At 44.8% G+C, this 18,513-nt stretch carries 16 protein-coding genes; 4 read left to right on the top strand and 12 right to left on the bottom strand.

Annotated elements, in window-relative coordinates; genetic code table 11:
• Window positions 1-5 precede the first annotated feature (5 nt).
• Window positions 6-839 carry a substrate-binding domain-containing protein gene (locus ACGHCT_RS00285; RefSeq protein ID WP_390440101.1) on the bottom strand — a complete coding sequence of 278 codons (834 nt, stop codon included), beginning with the start codon at window positions 837-839 and terminating at the stop codon, window positions 6-8.
• Between ACGHCT_RS00285 and ACGHCT_RS00280 the strand changes: the two genes are divergently transcribed.
• On the top strand, window positions 723-983 hold the full coding sequence (locus ACGHCT_RS00280) for an LITAF-like zinc ribbon domain-containing protein (protein ID WP_390440098.1): 261 nt from the start codon (window positions 723-725) through the stop codon (window positions 981-983). The two genes, ACGHCT_RS00285 and ACGHCT_RS00280, sit on opposite strands and share 117 nt — an antisense overlap.
• A gap of 49 nt (window positions 984-1,032) precedes the next feature.
• Here the strand turns inward: ACGHCT_RS00280 and ACGHCT_RS00275 are convergent, their stop codons facing one another.
• The 5 genes from ACGHCT_RS00275 to ACGHCT_RS00255 all read right to left on the bottom strand — a co-directional run bounded on the left by ACGHCT_RS00275 (window position 1,033) and on the right by ACGHCT_RS00255 (window position 6,818).
• Complete coding sequence (locus ACGHCT_RS00275) at window positions 1,033-1,986, bottom strand: ABC transporter permease (protein ID WP_072853220.1); 954 nt, start codon at window positions 1,984-1,986, stop codon at window positions 1,033-1,035.
• Complete coding sequence (locus ACGHCT_RS00270) at window positions 1,943-3,526, bottom strand: sugar ABC transporter ATP-binding protein (RefSeq protein ID WP_390437547.1); 1,584 nt, start codon at window positions 3,524-3,526, stop codon at window positions 1,943-1,945. The genes ACGHCT_RS00275 and ACGHCT_RS00270 overlap by 44 nt, the downstream gene beginning before the upstream one ends.
• A 29-nt stretch (window positions 3,527-3,555) precedes the next feature.
• Window positions 3,556-4,788, bottom strand: coding sequence for an anhydro-N-acetylmuramic acid kinase (locus ACGHCT_RS00265; RefSeq protein ID WP_390437545.1), 1,233 nt, complete (start codon window positions 4,786-4,788; stop codon window positions 3,556-3,558).
• A gap of 178 nt (window positions 4,789-4,966) precedes the next feature.
• Complete coding sequence (locus tag ACGHCT_RS00260; RefSeq protein WP_390437544.1) at window positions 4,967-6,013, bottom strand: LacI family DNA-binding transcriptional regulator; 1,047 nt, start codon at window positions 6,011-6,013, stop codon at window positions 4,967-4,969.
• 238 nt (window positions 6,014-6,251) lie between these two features.
• Window positions 6,252-6,818: a class I SAM-dependent methyltransferase gene (locus ACGHCT_RS00255; protein WP_390437543.1), complete on the bottom strand. Its 567-nt coding sequence runs from the start codon at window positions 6,816-6,818 to the stop codon at window positions 6,252-6,254.
• Window positions 6,819-7,068: 250 nt separating this feature from the next.
• On the opposite strand from ACGHCT_RS00255, the gene ACGHCT_RS00250 reads away from it, so the two are divergent.
• Window positions 7,069-7,767 carry a response regulator transcription factor gene (locus ACGHCT_RS00250; RefSeq protein ID WP_072853212.1) on the top strand — a complete coding sequence of 233 codons (699 nt, stop codon included), beginning with the start codon at window positions 7,069-7,071 and terminating at the stop codon, window positions 7,765-7,767.
• Window positions 7,742-9,994 (top strand): sensor histidine kinase, encoded by a 2,253-nt coding sequence (locus ACGHCT_RS00245; RefSeq protein WP_390437541.1) that lies wholly within the window; start codon window positions 7,742-7,744, stop codon window positions 9,992-9,994. The genes ACGHCT_RS00250 and ACGHCT_RS00245 overlap by 26 nt, the downstream gene beginning before the upstream one ends.
• A gap of 60 nt (window positions 9,995-10,054) precedes the next feature.
• On the opposite strand, the gene ACGHCT_RS00240 is transcribed toward ACGHCT_RS00245, so the two are convergent.
• From ACGHCT_RS00240 to ACGHCT_RS00220, 5 genes are all read right to left on the bottom strand, one after another.
• Window positions 10,055-11,341 (bottom strand): O-acetylhomoserine aminocarboxypropyltransferase/cysteine synthase family protein, encoded by a 1,287-nt coding sequence (locus tag ACGHCT_RS00240; RefSeq protein WP_072853208.1) that lies wholly within the window; start codon window positions 11,339-11,341, stop codon window positions 10,055-10,057.
• A 141-nt stretch (window positions 11,342-11,482) separates the two neighbouring features.
• A complete protein-coding gene (crcB, locus tag ACGHCT_RS00235) occupies window positions 11,483-11,845 on the bottom strand; it encodes a fluoride efflux transporter CrcB (RefSeq protein ID WP_072853206.1) in 363 nt (120 codons plus the stop codon).
• Between the two features lie 76 nt (window positions 11,846-11,921).
• The gene (locus ACGHCT_RS00230; protein ID WP_390437540.1) at window positions 11,922-14,345 is read right to left on the bottom strand and encodes a transglutaminase domain-containing protein; all 2,424 of its coding nucleotides are present in this window, start codon (window positions 14,343-14,345) and stop codon (window positions 11,922-11,924) included.
• A gap of 21 nt (window positions 14,346-14,366) precedes the next feature.
• Window positions 14,367-15,458 (bottom strand): DUF58 domain-containing protein, encoded by a 1,092-nt coding sequence (locus ACGHCT_RS00225; protein ID WP_390437539.1) that lies wholly within the window; start codon window positions 15,456-15,458, stop codon window positions 14,367-14,369.
• A 2-nt stretch (window positions 15,459-15,460) separates the two neighbouring features.
• A complete protein-coding gene (locus ACGHCT_RS00220) occupies window positions 15,461-16,411 on the bottom strand; it encodes a MoxR family ATPase (protein ID WP_072853200.1) in 951 nt (316 codons plus the stop codon).
• Between the two features lie 214 nt (window positions 16,412-16,625).
• Between ACGHCT_RS00220 and ACGHCT_RS00215 the strand changes: the two genes are divergently transcribed.
• A complete protein-coding gene (locus tag ACGHCT_RS00215) occupies window positions 16,626-17,207 on the top strand; it encodes an adaptor protein MecA (RefSeq protein WP_072853198.1) in 582 nt (193 codons plus the stop codon).
• Window positions 17,208-17,285: 78 nt separating this feature from the next.
• Here the strand turns inward: ACGHCT_RS00215 and ACGHCT_RS00210 are convergent, their stop codons facing one another.
• A complete protein-coding gene (locus ACGHCT_RS00210; RefSeq protein WP_341443491.1) occupies window positions 17,286-18,440 on the bottom strand; it encodes an MFS transporter in 1,155 nt (384 codons plus the stop codon).
• Window positions 18,441-18,513: the final 73 nt, after the last annotated feature.

Genomic DNA, 18,513 nt, shown 5'->3' with positions numbered 1-18,513 from the left:
TCCTTTTATTCTGTATAGTATTCGTCAATATTATTTTTATCAATTACCTGGAAGGGAACTATATATTCGGGTTCTACCGTTTCTCCAGCTAAAATTTTCTCCGCTACTTCCCCTGCTTTTTTAGCAATAGATGGTGCATCCTGCAGCACAGTCGCTATCATATCCCCTGTTTTAACAGCCTTAAGGCCATCTTCAATGCCATCCACCCCGATTACAAGAATATTTTCTTTTCCATTGGCTTTTAAAGCCTGTACAGCACCCAGTGCCATCTCATCATTCTGAGATACTACCGCATCGAATTCCATAGTCTGAAGCCAGTTTTCAACCGTACTCATGCCCAATTCCACACTCCAGTCAGCAGGCTGCATCGCCAGAATCTTTATATCCGGATAGTTTTCCAACACTGAATTTATACCTTCCGTACGCTTTACAGTTGCATCTCTTCCATCCAACCCCTGAAGCACAACGATATTTCCCTTTCCGCCTATTTGCTCTGCAATATATTCCATCTCCATTTCTCCCGCCTGGGTATCATCAGAACCTACATAGCAGGTTGCATTTTCCTGATTTGCTATCTTACAGTTTACAATCATAATAGGAATTCCCGCCTCATTGGCTGCTGTCACCGCAGGTGCACAGGCGTCACTGTCCGCCGGGGATATCATGATAAGATCTGCCCCCTGTGTAATAAAATTCTCTACCTGTGATACTTGTTTAGATGCATCATTAGCTCCATCGCCTTCCAGATATTTTGCTCCCAAATCCGATACAGCTTCCTTGATAGAATCGGTCAGTGTAACCTGAAACTGATTACTCAGATCCGCACAGGACCAGGCAATAGTAATTTCTCCGTCAGCCTTTTCCTCTGTTTGTCCGGAACTGCTTTCTGCTGCCTGTTCATTTTTTTCCTTATCCGGGGAATCGCTGTCACCGCATCCTACTGTAGAAAATGCCAATACAGCTACACATACCATTGCAAATAATTTCTGCTTCTTCATAAGAACCTCCTAAAATTAAAATATTGTTTATGGTTTAATTTTGCTTTTTAGATTTAAAATACTGGTCTACAAAAACAGAACCAATAATAATCACACCCTGAATAACCTGCTGGTAATAAGATGGAACATTCAGCAGATCCAACCCATTATTGAGAACACCAATAATTAGAACACCAGCCAAAGTACCCGCGACACTGCCAACACCTCCGCTCAGGCTCGTGCCTCCGATTACAACAGCAGCAATCGCATCCAGTTCATAGCCATCCCCTGCTGTAGCCGTAGCGGTAATTACTCTGGAAGATAGCACAATTCCAGCCAGGGCAGATAAGATACCTGCAATCACATATACGCAGATAATAATCCGATCTACATTAATTCCGGATATTTTCGCGGAAGCTTCATTTCCTCCAACTGCATATACATATCTTCCCAGTCTCATCTTTCCCAGCAAAACACCTCCTGCAAGCATAGTAAAAACCAGGATATATATTGGTATAGGAATAGAAAGCAGGGTTCCCCCACCAATCACCTTAAAGCTTGCATCAAAATTTGTAATGGCCTTTCCATTGTTATACATAAGTGTCATTCCTCTGCATATTGTCATCATACCCATAGTTACAATGAAGGCCGGAACCTTTCCTTTTGCAATAATTACCCCATTGATTCCGCCGCACACTGCACCGATTGTCAGTGCAATGAGTATAGGTACAATTATCGGATATGTATTTGGATGAATAAAGTCACAGGCCACTATAGAAGATAATGCCAGAATCGATCCAACTGACAGATCAATTCCTCCTGTAATAATAACAAACGTCATTCCTGTGGCAATTATTCCGTTGATAGATAGCTGTCTTAACAGATTAAGGATATTCATCTTTGTAAAAAAGGCCGGGGATGCAAATGTCATGATGACAAAAAGTGCCAGAAACACCAGATATATTTTAAATATCTTTATATATTTCATTACCGTATGATTCTGTTTCATGCTGTCTCCTTTCCGTATGCTCTATAGATATTTCCTTTCTTCGAATGCCTGCGGCGCAAGCCATAATGCCCTCCTGCGTCACTTCCTCCCGAAGGAAAGTCCCTGTGATTTCACCTTCGTGCATCACCAGCACCCTGTCGCACATTCCCAAAATTTCAGGAAGTTCAGAGGAAATCATTATAATAGAATTGCCCTCTGCTACATATTCACTCATAAGCCTGTATATCTCCGATTTTGCTGCTACATCGATCCCCCTGGTAGGTTCATCCAGTATCATAATCCGCGGATTACAGGAAAGCCATCTTGCAAGTACTACTTTCTGCTGGTTGCCCCCGCTGAGCTGTCCTGTCATTTTTGTGCAGGAAGGTGTCTTAATAGAAAGCTTTTTAATGTAGTCTTCTGCAATCTCTTTCTCCTTAGCCTTTTTAATAAACTGCCCTGCCTTACAATATTTTTTTAGATTTGCAATTGTTATATTCTCTTTTATATCGGCTACAAGATTTAGGCCTGTCAGCTTACGGTCCTCGGTTACAAACGCCAGTCCCCGTCTAATTGCCTCTTTAGGCGTTTTAAAAAGATAATTGCGGCCATTTAAAACTATTTCTCCGCTGTCAGGAGGATGGATACCAAATACTGCCTCTGCTACTTCAGTCCTTCCAGCCCCCATCAGACCCGCTATTCCCAGAATCTCTCCCTTTTTCAAGTCAAAGCTGATATCTTTGAACTTCCCCCCCCTGCTAAAATTTTTCACTTGAAATACGACTTCTCCAATAGATACTTTACTTTTGTAAAACTGTTGATTCAGCTCCCTGCCGACCATCATAGACACCAGCACCTCATGATTCATCTCAGAAGCGGGACGGGTATCTATTTTCTCGCCGTCTCTCAAAACTGTAATCTCATCTGCAATGCGAAAAATTTCGTCCATTTTGTGAGAGATGTATATAATTGCTTTTCCCTGCCTTTTTAATGTTTCAATTGTTTCGAACAGGTTCTCTACCTCACTGGAGGTAATGGCAGAGGTAGGTTCATCCATAACTATGATATCCGCTTTACAAGAAATAGCCTTTGCTATTTCAACAAGCTGTGCCTGTGCGACACTTAAAAACCTGATGTTTGCCCTTGGATCAATAGGGGCTTTGATACCCTCTAGAGCAATTCCGGCCTGGCGGTACATCTCTTTTTCATCCACAAACATTCCTCCCGGCCCTTTCAGATATTCTCTTCCCAAAAAAATATTGGCTGCCACGCTGAGATCAGGCAGAGATGTGAGTTCCTGATGAATCATGGATATTCCCAGATCCTGCGCCGCCTTAGGATTAGATATATTTACCTCTTCCCCTTTCAGAAGAATTCGGCCGGCATCTTTTTTATAGATTCCATTCAGAATTTTCATCATAGTTGATTTTCCGGCCCCATTTTCCCCCATCAAAGCATGCAGAGTACCCCTTTTAAGTTCAAAGGAAACATTATTTAAAACCTTTACATTACCGAAGGATTTGTCGATACCCTCCATCTGCAAAACTACTTCTTGTTTCACTTGTGACAACTCCTTTCCTCATCGCTGCACTAGAATTCTGCGCCTCCTTTGATGTTCCTGGGTGCCAGGCCTATATTCCCCAGAATGGCATACTGGGAGGCATGTCCTGCAGCCGGAATGTTACCCGGAACACAATGAATTGTAGAGTAAGCAAGAGTAGCAAATTTAATTGCCTCTTTGAATTCCGGTGGAATTCCTATCTCTGAGGAAGAAACCAGTTTAATATTCTGTGGAATTCTTTTCTGGATTTCCTGAAGGATCGCCGGATTTTTTACACCCCCGCCGCTTGCATACAGCTGATCAACCTGCTCTATTACTTCCCGGGGAATATTGTCCTCCATAGATTTTGCCACAGCCTCACCGGTAAATGCACAGGCGGTAGCCATCATATCTTCTCTGGCCACATGGCTGAATTTTTCTATGGTACTGTTCAAGTACTCAGGACTGTAATCCATTCTCCATCCGGAACGAGGTACCGGCCTCTCAAAGAACGGATGATGCATAAAGTAATTCAGCATATCTTCATTCACCCTTCCTGACGCTGCCAACGCACCATTTCTGTCGTACTCTTTTCCATAAAGTCTCTTTGCAAAATAATCGGAGATTACATTCCCGGGTCCCACATCAAACCCATACATTTTTCTTCTGTCACTGCAGGCAAGGTGAAGATTGGCAATTCCTCCTATATTTAGTGTCATCTTAGGTTTCTCTTCTTTTCTGAACAGAACAAAATCAAGGTACTGCATAAGGGGGGCCGCGCTGCCTCCAAATGTGTGATCTGCCTGACGAAAATGAGTCACCGTATCAATATTTGTCAGATTTGCAATAACAGATGTATCACCAACCTGATAACCTGCAGGGTATTTGCCGGATATCCATCTTCCGGGCCAGTCAGCCTTTTCCTCAGCAGTCATCGCTGCTATTGCTTTATGATCGGGCTGCTCCTGGTAAATGGTCTGTGTATCTAGCCCCAAAACCTTAATCTCCCTGGATTCAATACCGTTTTCCTTCAAAAATTGAACTGCCTTCTCCGCGAAAACTGCCCCCGCAACATAATTAAGTCGATTCAGTCCCACCATATCTACTTTGTTCTCAAAAGCATCTAATACTACCTTCTTAACATCTAACGGCCACTCATAAGAACTGCCCTTTATAAACCGAGGTGCCGCCGGGAATCCGTCCCCGTCCATTTTTGTCTCTGCCAGAATTACGTCAATTCCATCAAATGAAGATCCACTGTTCATTCCCATAATTAAATCCATTTACTGCTTCCTCCTTACATACTTAAAATTTTTCAGGGTGTAATGGCCTTTTATATAGTTGTAAAATTTTGCCATTTTATATAAAAAATCAGATTTTGGGAACGTTCTCATTTTTAGTAAAAAATTCTCCTCCCTTCATTTCTATTAAGTTCCCTGCATATTGAATCTGCATAATTACTCATCCTTCCTCTTTTATCTCTCTGCAGGATTTCCTTACTATCATTTCTGTTTCCAAAACCTGAATATAAGTATCTCCTCTTCTGTCCGGCATTTCTATTAACTCGAATAATCTCTCCGCTGCATAAGTTCCCAGCTTCTCCACCTGCTGTTTCATAGTGGTAATTTCCATCAGCTGGTTCAAATTCTCATCATCCCAAGCTACTATGGAAATATCCTCCGGTATGGAAAGCCCCTTTTTTCTCAGACCCAGAAGCAGCGGAGCCAGCAGAGAGTTATTAAATACAATAAGAGCTGTCAGTTCCCGAATCCTTGACAGTATCCCTTTTTCTAGGATCTCTTCTACATTCTCTGCTTCGTAATCAATTTTCATAAAATTATCGGAATGAAACCCAATCCCCTCATCCTCCATAGCTTTTTGATAACCGGCAAAACGTTCCGCGACAGTTGCAAAACTAGTTGTCGCAATTCCGCCTATTTTTTGATGTCCCAGTTCTATCAGATACTGAGCTGCTTTATAACCAGCATCCCTGTTATTACTTACAATAAGATTTCTTGATGTCCCTTTCACTTCCCTGTCCACATAAACCATAGGTATATCCCCGTCATAAAGATGCTTATTCTTCTTATTTATAGATGTTTCTGATGTACTGGTAGCTGCAATTACAATTCCTTCTACCCTCCTATTATGTAAACTACTTAAATGCTGTATTTCCAATAATGGATTTTCATGTGTACTGCAGACCATTACACTGTATCCTTTTTTCAAAGCTACTTTTTCTATCCAGGAGGTAAGTTCACTAAATAAATGGTTGTTAATACTTTCCACTACCACTGCAATCGTTTTACTGGTATTGCTTCTCAGACCCTGAGCAATAGCATTAGGATAATATCCAAGCTCTTCAATTGCCTTTTTTACCTTGGTTTTTGCACTCTCAGATACACTTCCGTAATTTCCTACCACACGGCCGGCAGTAGCTCTGGAGACTCCTGCTAGTTTTGCAACATCATCTATTGTAATACTTTTATTTTCATTTCTTTTATCCATATTGTGTTCCCCCACTCTTTTATGAGAACGTTCTCACTCGATACTGTAATTATATTCCTGGGTGTCAATTTTGTCAATTTCTTTTCTTTAGATTTATAATGATTATATAAAATTATCAATTTTATATGGCCATATATAACAATACTGAATACTGATTTGTTAAATATGCACATAAATATTCAAACTTCCCCTTGTATATCTTACGCTTTGAGATGAGAATACTCCGGCATATTCCGTTCTATTTTTTAAATATAAAAACCGGAATAGGCGGATGGTTGCCCCGGTTATAATAGGAATTCACTATCACAAGATACCTCCGGCTGTCCAGCTGCCTCAGTTCTTCCAGGATTGCATCCCTCTCCTCAAAGCCTGTATCTCCTCCGCTGTATATGCAAAGGCTCATCAATCCGCCCTCTTTTAGTATGTCCAGTCCGGCGCGTATGGCTATCAGGCTGGTATCCGGATTTGTGGCCATGGCGTGATCTCCACCGGGAAGATACCCAAAGTTAAAACAGATGCAGTCCGCTTTTTCTCCCCCCATGTACTGCTCCATATTTGCATGGCTGTCAAGGATAAGCTGCGCCCTGGATGTCAGCCCGCGCTGTTCCAGATGCTTCCCAGTCCTCTCGACAGCCAGCTCCTGAATGTCAAAAGCAAATACCTTCCCCTTTTCTCCTGCCAGTTCGCAGAAAAAGGCTGTATCATAGCCATTTCCCATAGTGGCATCTATATAAATACCTTCTCTTTGCACCTGGCTTTTTATTATCTCATGGCACCATTCGGTTATCTGGTACGATTTCATCATAGTGCTGCCGCTCCCTTCCTGCTGTAAATTTGCTGCCTGACTCAGTATAGCACAGGCGCTATTCTTTTTATAGTAGTGATACCATTGTTTCAACTCTATGTTATAATTAGATTGCTGTGCACAAATCCCGCAGACTTGGGTGTCTGAACAGTACCCTGATTAGAATCTGTAAGAAATCCGTAAGATATTTATTCATAAATTCGTAAGGCCTATGCCATAAACTAAACGTAGGCTCAAAGGAGGAGAGAACATGAGGGAATGCGTACTCGTGGTTGACGATGACAGAGAAATTGTAAAGGCTATATCCATTCTTTTGGAAAAAGAAGGCTTTCAGGTAATTAAGGCCTACGACGGGCTGGAAGCCCTGGAAAAAATTGCAGAATATCCCGTACAGATTATTCTCATAGACGTGATGATGCCTAAACTGGACGGCCTGTCAGCGATTTTGAGGATCCGGGAAAGGCGTAATCTGCCGATTATAGTACTGAGTGCAAAAAGTGAAGAGACAGACAAAGTGCTCGGACTCTCCATGGGAGCAGATGACTATGTGACAAAGCCGTATAATCCCCAAGAACTTACAGCCAGAGTAAAGAGTCATCTGCGGCGTTACACCAGACTTGGGGATGTACATGCCTCTCAGATTTCCAATCGCTATGAAAATGGGCGCCTTCTGTATAACGCAGAGGAAAGAGTTCTGTATGCTGACGGGGATCCGGTACGGCTGACTGCTACTGAGACTAAAATTATAGATCTGCTGATGCGCAATCCGGGACGAATCTTTCCCGCAGAGGAGATATACCAGAGAGTATGGGAGGAAGAATCCTTTGCCCCTGAGAATACTGTAATGGTTCATATCCGCCGTATCCGGGAGAAAATTGAACTGAATCCGAAAGAGCCAGAATATTTAAAGGTGGTGTGGGGAATTGGATATAAAATGGAAAAAATGTAAATCGGTTACAAGCTATGCGTCCTTTGTTGCGGCATTATGTCTGCTGATGGCGGTGCTTCTTACGGGCTCCGGCCTCTTGGCTGCAATGCAGAGCATAGCTATAAGTCCTGCTGACGCATTCCGGGGAGATTATCAGGATACCAAGGCATTTCGGCAGTATATCAGTTACCGCCTGGAGGACTTTATCATGATGGCAGCCGGAGGCAGCACCGGAGCATCCATGGGAACTGCTGCTGTCTCCTCAGACATTGCGGTTTCTGAGGAGACAGCAGCAGAGGTGTGGGAGGAAGCCGCCGGTGAGCTTTCCGCTGCACAGGAGAGACGGGAGCTTCACAATGCACTGAAGGATGATAAAAATATGCTCTATACCATCTCCTATGACGGAGACACTTTATACTCCAATGCAGAGGAAGGTACCTTAGACGGAGCTGCAGGCAAAATGCCCGAGGGTTATAACTTTTTACTGTATTTTGATGGTTCAAAAGTCTATCTGCAAAAGGACGGAAAAACCATTGATGTCTACGGGGATGGTTACTACAGGGAAAACAGCGACTGGAAAGTACCGGGATATCATAACTTTACCACAGACAGCAAATCGAAAAAGGCTTCGGTAACCATAGCAGCTGCAAAAACTCCCAGAATTTATATGAAGGCAGATTATTCCAGCTATGGGGAAGAGTCGGTGAGCAACCGGCTCTACCGGCTGAACCAGGATCTTTACAGCCTGCGCAGCCTGATCCTGTTTTTTGGCCTATTGACGGCACTGTTTGCCGTATCCCTGATCCTGGCTGTTCTATGGAGAAAACAGATAAAAAGTGTGAATCAGTTTATAGCTGCTAAGACAAAAAAGATATGGGTTGAGGTAAAAGCTGTTCTCTGTCTGGGCTCCCTCCTGCTCCTGATAATTGCCGGCACTGAAGTTCTGAGAGAACTTTACTGGAGTCTGCAAAACAGCTACGACGTTGTCTATGAATATGACTATTACATATTCAGAATTACCGGATCTATATGGACCTGGCTTTCCTATCTTACTGTTATATTGGTATGTGTCTGGATCCTTTTCTTTCTGGGTAACGATATCCGCTATAACAGAAACCCCTTATCCTCCAGTGTACTTCGCAGTTTGTGGAATTACATTTTCCGAATGTTCCGCTTTAAAGGGGCCGCCTTGCCAGTGCAGAAAAAGATTATTTTCCGGTATCTGCCTGCATTTCTGGGGGAGGGAATGGTTGTGAGTTTACTTCTCCTCCTGGGGTTCCGGCTGTATTACAGCGGCAGCTTCTACAGTGCAGACATGTTTTTATACGTTTTAGCACTTACGGCCGCAGGGCTGACTCTGGCCGCACAATTTTGGTATATCTGGAGAAACCGGTCCGCAGCGGAGGATATAGAAGCGCTTATACAGCAGATTGACAGAATAAAAGAGGGCAAGATTGCGGAAGAGGTTCCGGCACTTACGGATCCCGATCTGGGAGAGGCAGCCAAAAACCTGAATGATATCCGCAACGGGCTTGACATTGCCGTTCAGGAACAGATAAAAAGTGAGCGTATGAAGGTTGAACTTGTCTCTAATGTATCTCATGACATTAAGACCCCTCTTACTTCTATTATCAGTTATGTGGATCTTATGAACCAGGAGCCGGATCTTCCGGAACATGTGAAAGATTATGTAAAAATCCTGGAAAGCAAATCCCAGAGGCTGAAAAGTATGGTACAGGATGTATTTGAGATCAGCAAAGCAGCCTCCAGACAGCTCCCTGTAAACATAGAGACACTGGATCTGGGGAAACTTATCCGGCAGACCCTTGCCGATATGTCTGAAAGTATAGAGCGCAGCACCTTATCTGTTAAGACAAGGATTCCGGAGGAACCTGTATTGATTAAAGCAGACGGGCAGAGACTTTACCGTGTATTCCAAAATCTGCTTCAGAATGCTCTCCAGTATTCCATGGAACACTCCAGAATCTTTATCACTCTGGAAACAGACGGCATACTGGCCGCGGTCAGTGTGAAGAATATCTCCCGGTACGAGCTTCCGGATCGGATCGATTACACGGAACGGTTTGTCCGCGGGGATGAGAGCCGTTCGGACGGGGGAAGCGGACTTGGGCTCTCCATTGCCAAAAGCTTTGTGGAGGCATGCCGGGGAAGCTTCCGGATAGACATCAACGCAGACCTCTTTGTAGTTACGGTAGAGTTCCGGGATATTACATCGACTACTAACTAATATATTTGTGCATTTATAAAAAGGAAGAGCTGAAACCTGCTCTTCCTTTTGACTGTTCTATTATTCTGCCTGTTCCAAAGCCTGCTTTAAATCTTCGATAATATCATTTACATTCTCAATTCCAACGGATAATCGAATCATTCCCGGGGAAACTCCGGCTTCCTTCAGCTGCTGGTCGTTCATCTGCCGGTGGGTATGGCTTGCCGGGTGAAGAACACTGGTCCTGGCATCAGCCACATGGGTAACGATAGCTGCCAGCTTCAGGCCGTCCATAAACTTCACAGCGTCTTCCCTTCCTCCCTTTAATTCAAAAGAGATGACACCGCAGGTACCCTTGGGCATGTATTTCTTCGCCACTTCATAATACTTATCTCCCGGGAGTCCTGCGTAGTTTACATGGGCTACCTTCTCATGAGCATTTAAGAATTCAGCCACCTTCTGTGCATTGTAGCAGTGCCTCTCCACACGGAGGAATAAAGTCTCCAGTCCCACATTCAGCAGAAAACAATTCTGAGGGGACGGGATAGAGCCCAGATCTCTCATAAGCTGTGCCGTAGCCTTAGTAATATAGGCAGCCTTTCCAAACCTCTCTGTGTAGACTACTCCATGATAGGATTCATCAGGTTTCGTCAGACCGTGGTACTTATCTCCATAGGCAGCCCAGTCAAAGTTCCCGCTGTCTACAATTGCTCCCCCTACCTGCATGGCATGTCCATCCATATATTTCGTGGTTGAATGGGTTACAATGTCTGCTCCCCACTCAAAGGGACGGCAGTTTACAGGGGTAGCAAAGGTGTTGTCCACAATCAGAGGCACCTCATGCTCATGGGCCAGCCTGGCAAACTTCTCAATGTCAAGTACAACCAGGGCCGGATTAGCAATGGTCTCGGCAAACACTGCTTTTGTATTTGGCCGGAAGGCCTTGCAGAGCTCTTCGTAGCTGTCATCGGGATTCACAAAAGTGCACGCAATGCCAAGCTTTTTCATCGTCACGCCAAACAGGTTAAAGGTACCTCCATAGACTGCATTGGCACAAACGATATGATCTCCTGCCTCACAAATATTAAATATTGCATAGAAGTTAGCCGCCTGACCGGATGAGGTCAGCATAGCGGCCACACCGCCCTCCAGATCTGCTATCTTGGCCGCCACAGCATCATTGGTTGGGTTCTGCAGCCTGGTATAAAAATACCCGTCATCCTCAAGATCAAATAATTTACCCATCTCATCTGTGGTATCATATTTAAAAGTAGTACTCTGATAGATAGGGAGAACCCTGGGCTCCCCTTTCCTGGGCTTCCAGCCCGATTGTATACATTTCGTTTCAATTTCATATCCTTTGCTCATATGTATTGTCCCTCATTTCCTGATCATTTTATTCTTGCGTACCGCCCGCAAGGGTCAGATACCTTGCCTTACCGGAAAGGATATTTGACTGATTGTACAAATTATACCATAATTCCAGTAAAATACAAATATAACCGGGGTCTACTTTACCAGCATCCCCCCTGCCATTACAGCTCCCATACACAGACACACGCTTAAGATAATATAAAGCATACCTGCCAGCATTCTGCCCTCCCCCAGCAGATTTGTTGTCTCCAGGGCAAAGGTAGAAAAGGTAGTAAACCCTCCGCATACCCCCACTTTCAGGAATAGGATCAAGGGGGTGCTTCCCGCCCCGTGTTTAGCTGCGGCTGCGCTGATTATCCCAATCAGAAATGCACCCAGAAAATTGATGACAAGGGTCATCACTGGAAATGACATCCTGGGCAGCGGGATTTGTCCCATAAGGTATCTTCCCACTGCCCCCAGAGCTCCTCCCAGTCCTACATACAGACAATTTAACATCTCTTTTGTCCTCCTCCGGCCAAGTATATTCCACTGAATAGTATGAAGCCTTTTACGCGTATATGCAATACTTATTTTATCTGCACTTTATATATTTCCACTGAAGCTTTTTCCATCCATGAAAGCTTTTATAGAGGTACCTGCTGATCCTCCTGTACAGCTTTCTTCCGTCAATTACCTCCTGTCTGGAGCATCTTTCCTTTCCGAATGCAGCCCGCTGTGCGGCTGTCATAAATGCCAGAAACTCTTCTTTTTCCAGGCAGGGAAGGTTGTCCTGCACATAAGACGCCCACTGAAGGTCCCACATCTTATCCCCCTGATCATATCCCGCTTCTGTCAGAACCTGGTATATGCTGTGAGATATTCTTATAATTGCCAAATTTGGATTACGGTTTCCAAAAAGTCTGAGGCGCCTGGACACTAAGAACCATCTTCTGAGCATTATTAATAACAACAGAAAGATAACAGACGCAGCTGCAGTTCCGCCATAGCGCACCGCTCTTCCTGCCTGGCTGCTCATATTCCCGGTGATTCTATCCCAGAACCTGTCCCCGATTCCTGCCTTCCTGTCTGAATTGCTGACGCTTTTCTTTTCCTTAGCTTCAGTTTCCCCGGATAGACTTTCTTTCTCCCCCCGGCTATCCTCTGCTTCCTCCTCAGGGGTATCCCCGGTATTATCCAGCCCCTCCTGTGAGGTATTCTCCTGTAACTCCGGAATTTCCTGTCCTTCCTCCCCGGGCAGGTATCCGGGCGTCACCTCCACAGGCATCCATCCCCGGCCGTCCAGATAGATCTCCACCCAGGCATGAGATTTTTCATCTTTTACCACTGCTCTGTATGCCCCCTCCTGTTCCTGAAATTCATTCTGCGGGACAATAAAACCAGTAACATAGCGGGCAGGAATGCCGAACATCCGATACATTAGAACAGCTGTGGTTGCATAGTGAATGCAGTATCCCCTTTTCTGGCCGTACAAAAAGTATTCCGCAAAATCCTCTCCTCTGGGAAGCTTGTTGATCTTAAGGCTGTAGGAGGTATTCTGGTGCAGGGTATTCCGAATGTATTGTGTAATATCATTGATTTCTGCCAGATTCTGTCCCTGGCATTGACTGCGCAGCTGTTTCAGACCCTCCCGGGGCAATAGAGTATACTGTTCATAGACAAATGCCCGGTACTCCGGCTCCGCGGTACCGTTATCCGTAACAGAAGGCCACTCCAGACACTCAAAATTGCTGAAATACCCCTCGTACTCCTGCGTGTTTCCTGAACTGCTCCTTACGGCCCCGTCTCCCTCTGTCACAGCACTGTCCGGAATATAAGAATAGTAAGGAACATATGCCACAGAGGAATCTGCATTCACAATCTGTATCCCCATAGATTGTCTGGAAAGCCTCTGGTCTGTCCCGGCATTGGATAACAAAAAATCATGGGATATGTTCTGAATCTTATGGGAACGGAGATTGCTGCTGCCTGATACAGGATTCCATCGGTTTCCCATATATTCATCTCCTACAAATCCTCTGAGATAAATATCACGCTCCGGCCTTTCCTCTAATATGACATACAGCTCTTCCTCCCCTTTATACGTAATCTCTCTGTTGTCCAGCATACCGCTGGATGTATAAAAGGGAAGGGAAACATTGGAAAACATATTCCAATCTTTAAATTGTCCGGACATAATCTGCTGCTCGATCCGGTTTACTGTCTGGTATATACGTTTCTGATTTTTTAATATGCCGGGGGATGCCGCCGGTGTCAGTACAACACCGGCAATCAATATCAGAATTCCGGCGAGGATCCCCATAAAGAGCCCGGCGCTGCCTGCTCCCAAGGACCTTTTGTCCCCCTCCAGAGGCATATTTCTTGCGGAGATGACGGCTGACATTCCGCAGTAGGATATTACCAGCATCCCCAGAGACACTGCCGAGGGAACCCTGCCCATTAACAGGCCCGCCCACAGGATATACACAATCAGAACCCCGAGAACCCATTTTCTGGCCCAATACCCCAGAACCGCAGAGATCACCAACATCAGCACAAACATTCCAAAGCAAAAACTTAACGTACATGCTCCGGTGTCACTGTCATTTACCGGAAACATTTCCATATTACCGCTGTAGTACCGGTTAATCTCAGCAATGACCCTGTTGGCAATCACGCCAAACCCATAGCCAAGGGTATCCCGGCCTATAAATCCTATGCCTCCTGTCACCAAAAAAACAAAAACGTAAAATATACCTTTGGCATAAGTTCCAAAGGCAGCTATGCCGAACACGACCGAAGAGGCCAGGCAAAACGGCAGAATTCCCGCTTTGGAGACGGGAAGCTCGGCCAGGCTGATAAAGGCGTAAGCCACACCAGTAAAAAACAGAAAAAGATACGCCGTTAGCAGGAGAGTCCCTGTACCGCCGCTCTTTTTTTCATTTCCGCTCATTATTTCAATACTGGTATACGGGGAAACGGTAATCCCCTCCGTCTTCCCTTTTTTTCTTCTTAACATAAGTTCTGTCTCCTATACCCCCTATACTGTCAGATCCATTCCCCGGAGTTCATCCTCCAGCCCCTCGCCGTGGAACCTTACCCATAAGCTTTCCTTCAGATACAGCTCCAGCAATAGATTCAGGCGAATCCCAGTACTGTAATTCTCCCCGGGATACTGATCCCTATACAGGCGCTCCAGTTCTATCTCCTCTTCGTAGAGCGGAATCTGAATCAGGGGTTCCAGCATTTCATAGATATCATCTGTATTCTCTATCCTGGCCCGAATCAGCTTCTGTTCTTCCCTGTCAAACCAGCATAGAAAATGCATACAATGTCCGGCCAGAAGTGCCAGTGATACAGAAAGTGCAAGCTCAAGCAGTCCGCTCACATCTCCTCCATTCCGGTACCGCCTGAAATCCAGAAACATCACTACTGCACAGCCTAAAGGCCTGCTGTACTCTTTTACCATAAGTTCCTCTGACCGCGCACTCAGTTTCCAGTGGATCCTCTGAGGCCTGTCCCCTGCCCTGTATTCTCTTATCTGAAAGATCTCCGAAGGGTCGTCTCCTTTTCTTTCCTTATCATATTCCTCCCCCTCCGCCGGAAACTCCCTGGTGGCTCTGCTGACATTTACAAAGGTTTCATATCCTTTTGGAAGTACGGCAAGCTCCTCTGACCCGGTTATTCGTTTTTTGACAGAAAAAAAGTGCATATAATCATACACCCGGATTCCATCCAGAGTCAAAAGGATTTTTCCGCAGAAATCGCTATTGACGGGGCAGGTCAGCCTTACCCGGCTCTTCCCTCCCACAATCCCCTCCATTACAAATACTCCCTCAGTACCTAAAAGCAGATTTTTATAACGGATCCGTGCCGCCACTTTTGGAAGTATCCAGCTTGAGGGATTATAAAGCTCTAAAGCCAGCTTTGTGCCCTCTCCTCTTGTGATTACGGAATCCAGAACCGTCATCTTTGCCTTCATCCTGCCCGCAGGGTAGCTGATACATACCAGCATAAAAAAAGGGATCAGAATCTCTGCCAAAAACAGCATAATCAGTTCCCTGCTGTTATACATTAAAGAGAAGAACAGTGTCAGCAGAACCCCAATCAGATAACTAATAATTTTACCCATTCCTAGTAACCTCTCCGCACAGAAGGACGCCTCACCCGATCCAGAATCTGTCCAATAATCTTCTCCTCTGTCACATGGTTGATTCTGGCCTTGGAATTCATGCAGATCCGATGTACGGCTATATCAGGGAACACATAGGATACATCCTCCGGTATCACATACTCTCTCTTATGAAGAAACGCATACGCTTTAGCCATTTTAGTAAGCGCAATGGTACCCCGGGGGCTGATTCCCAGTGCAATCAGAGGATCTTCCCTGGTCGCCTGTATCAGCTTTCCGATATATTCATAAACCTCATCGTGAATAAAAATCTTACCCGCCTCCTCCTGAAGATGAAGGAGATCCTCTCTTGAAATTACCGTTTTTACATCCTCAATAGGCGTACCGGAAGTATTGCCTTTTGCAATCTCAATCTCATCCTTCATGCTGGGATATCCCATACTGATGCAGATCATAAACCTGTCGATCTGTGATTCCGGAAGCATCTGGGTTCCGGCACTCCCCACTGGATTCTGGGTGGCTATCACAATAAACGGACGGGGAATCTCCTGCTGCACACCGTCCACGGTAACCTTTCCCTCTTCCATAACCTCCAGAAGCGCAGATTGTGTCTTAGGTGAGGTACGGTTGATCTCATCTGCCAGAAAGAGATTGCACATTACCGCTCCGGGCTGATAAACAAAAGAATTTGTCTCTTTTTTGTAAATGGAAAACCCGGTGATATCCGCCGGAAGCACATCCGGTGTAAACTGCATTCTGTTCTGTTCCAGTCCCATAGCCTTGGAGAATGCAAGGGCAAGGGTTGTCTTCCCCACTCCCGGTATGTCTTCTATTAATACGTGACCTCCCGCCAGAATAGCAGTCATTGTTTTTATAATACAGGCATCTTTGCCCATAACTGCCTTTTTTACCTGGGCAATTACGCTCAATGCTCTTTTTACATCCTCTGTCATCTTATACTCCTCTCCGTTAAGGTGATATACTCATATTATACATTATCTCAAGATATTTAACAGAAATTAGAAGAAAAATTAATTTTCTATGAAATATGAAAATAGTACTTGACCTTTCATGTTCTATTTATTATATTATACATATAACAATAGATTAATTATTATACTGCGGCAACTATCACTAAGTTTTCATAGATTAGAGAGGAGGATAACCATGAAAGTTGAAAAAATTAATGATTCCCAGTTCCTGTGGTCTTTAGACAAAAACGATTTTGTTGAGAATCAGCTGAAGCTCCAGGATTTCCTGTTGGGAACAACAAAGGTTCAGACACTTTTTCAAAGAGCTCTGGAGATGGCAGAAGAGGATTTTCAGTTTCAGGTTGAAGGTTATCTCCTGTATTGTCAGCTGACTGAGATGTCAGAAGAAAAGGTTTCCTTTGCGATAACAAAGAAGAAACAGCTTGCCGAGAATCAGCAGCTTCCGGAAAATATAATTGAACCCGGGCAGGATCTCTTCCTGCTGTACCGATTTGAGAGCTTAGACGATGTCATTCAGGCTTCCAGGATACTCAATGGAAGGGTTCAAGTAGTCAATTCCCTTTATCAGGTAGATAACCAGTACTATATTTTGGCGGAACCTGACACAGACAATGAACAGCAGATGAATACCTGCGGCATTGTGTGGACAGAATTCGCCCCCTTGAAGGCAATCTCCCCGGCACAGAAAGCCTACATGGAAGAGCACCACGCGTGCATCATTGCAGAGCATGCCATAGAGACACTTGCAAATCTGTAACCTTTTATTTCACATAATCGGATCCCTCATTTAACGAAAGGATGCCCCCATATTCCTATGGTGCGGCATCCTTTCACATTATCTTCCGGGAAAAGCCCTTTTATATGCTTCCCTAAAAAACGGATAGCTAATCAAACCGAACAGAATACAAAAAATTCCACCTGCTTTTATAGCCGACGAGGGCAGATCCGACCCAAAGAGAAGCTTACCCGTCCACGGCGCCACATACGCGCAAAGCGCCTCGCCGCAGTAAGTAGCACCAATAAACAGACCCGAAGCAATTCCCACGTACTTCCCTTTTGGTGTCATAGCCACTACAGTTCCCTGGGCTGCGTGGAATGCATTCACTCCCAGATTTAATAAGCTGTAGCCTGCCACAAACCCAATGGTACCGGGAACCAGAGCAACGGTGAGGGTACAGACTCCCATCACAATGCCGGCTGCCACTGTACTTGCACCTTTAAAAGCCTTCAGCCACAAAAACAGAAACATAGTGACCACAAGTCCCACTACCTTATTTACCGTAGTTACATTGCCCACAAGGGCAGAAGTTCCTGTACCCAGTTCATTGATAATGTAGCTTGATGCATTCAGTCCCAGGGACATGTAAAACATGGCAGACAGGAACTTAACAGCAATCAGACCCATAATACATTTTGGCATCCTCTCTTCCTTCGGCAAAGCAGTGCCTTCCGCTGTTTCCCCGTATGCCTCTGCCTTGGACATACTCCCTTTTCCTGAGGGATACCAGATGACAGCGGCAAGCAATACAGGAACCAGCACAAAGGCAGCATTAAATGATTTCGCCCAGTTCCCCCCTGCCGCACTGTAACCGGCTATGGTATTGCACACAATAAATCCCAGATTACTGCATACGCAGGTCCAGCCGCACACCTTATCTCTCAGATCTGCGGGTGCAGTCTCCGCCAGAGCAGCTAAATTTGCGGAAGGAATTACCCCTGACGCAAAGCCAGTCAGCGCAGATCCCGCTATACAGAGAGGCAAACTGCGGATTCCGGTAAACCGTATGAGGAGTCCTCCCACAATTGTCATAATAATAGAACCCACAACTAAAGATTTGCTGCTTATTCTCTGTATAAGGCCGGCAGAAGCAAACCCGCCAATCATAGCAGTAATCCCGGGAAGCGTAACCATTAAATATACCGTTTTTTCCTGTCCCGGAAAATCCTTCAGAATATACCCCAGAGGGGTAAACACTATACAGTAAAAGATAGATGCAAATTCTGAAATAAAAATAGGGGTAAGTTTTTTCCATATACCTAAGTCACCCGTTCTAATAGGAGCG

Origin of the sequence: Lactonifactor longoviformis (assembly GCF_042848515.1) — a bacterium.
In the GTDB taxonomy this organism is placed as follows: Bacteria; Bacillota; Clostridia; order Lachnospirales; family Lachnospiraceae; genus Lactonifactor; species Lactonifactor longoviformis.
Note: the sequence above shows the minus strand (reverse complement) of the source record. Positions and strands in the feature narration are given on the sequence as shown.

Bases quoted from the DNA above. Each gene is read 5' to 3' on its own strand.
- ACGHCT_RS00215 (WP_072853198.1), top strand. From the start codon at position 16,626: ATGAAAGTTGAAAAAATTAATGATTCCCAGTTCCTGTGGTCTTTAGAC.
- ACGHCT_RS00265 (WP_390437545.1), bottom strand. From the start codon at position 4,788: ATGGATTTAATTATGGGAATGAACAGTGGATCTTCATTTGATGGAATT.
- ACGHCT_RS00260 (WP_390437544.1), bottom strand. From the start codon at position 6,013: ATGGATAAAAGAAATGAAAATAAAAGTATTACAATAGATGATGTTGCA.
- ACGHCT_RS00275 (WP_072853220.1), bottom strand. From the start codon at position 1,986: ATGAAACAGAATCATACGGTAATGAAATATATAAAGATATTTAAAATA.
- ACGHCT_RS00220 (WP_072853200.1), bottom strand. From the start codon at position 16,411: ATGACAGAGGATGTAAAAAGAGCATTGAGCGTAATTGCCCAGGTAAAA.
- ACGHCT_RS00240 (WP_072853208.1), bottom strand. From the start codon at position 11,341: ATGAGCAAAGGATATGAAATTGAAACGAAATGTATACAATCGGGCTGG.
- ACGHCT_RS00250 (WP_072853212.1), top strand. From the start codon at position 7,069: ATGAGGGAATGCGTACTCGTGGTTGACGATGACAGAGAAATTGTAAAG.
- ACGHCT_RS00255 (WP_390437543.1), bottom strand. From the start codon at position 6,818: ATGATGAAATCGTACCAGATAACCGAATGGTGCCATGAGATAATAAAA.
- ACGHCT_RS00230 (WP_390437540.1), bottom strand. From the start codon at position 14,345: ATGTTAAGAAGAAAAAAAGGGAAGACGGAGGGGATTACCGTTTCCCCG.
- crcB (WP_072853206.1), bottom strand. From the start codon at position 11,845: ATGTTAAATTGTCTGTATGTAGGACTGGGAGGAGCTCTGGGGGCAGTG.
- ACGHCT_RS00225 (WP_390437539.1), bottom strand. From the start codon at position 15,458: ATGGGTAAAATTATTAGTTATCTGATTGGGGTTCTGCTGACACTGTTC.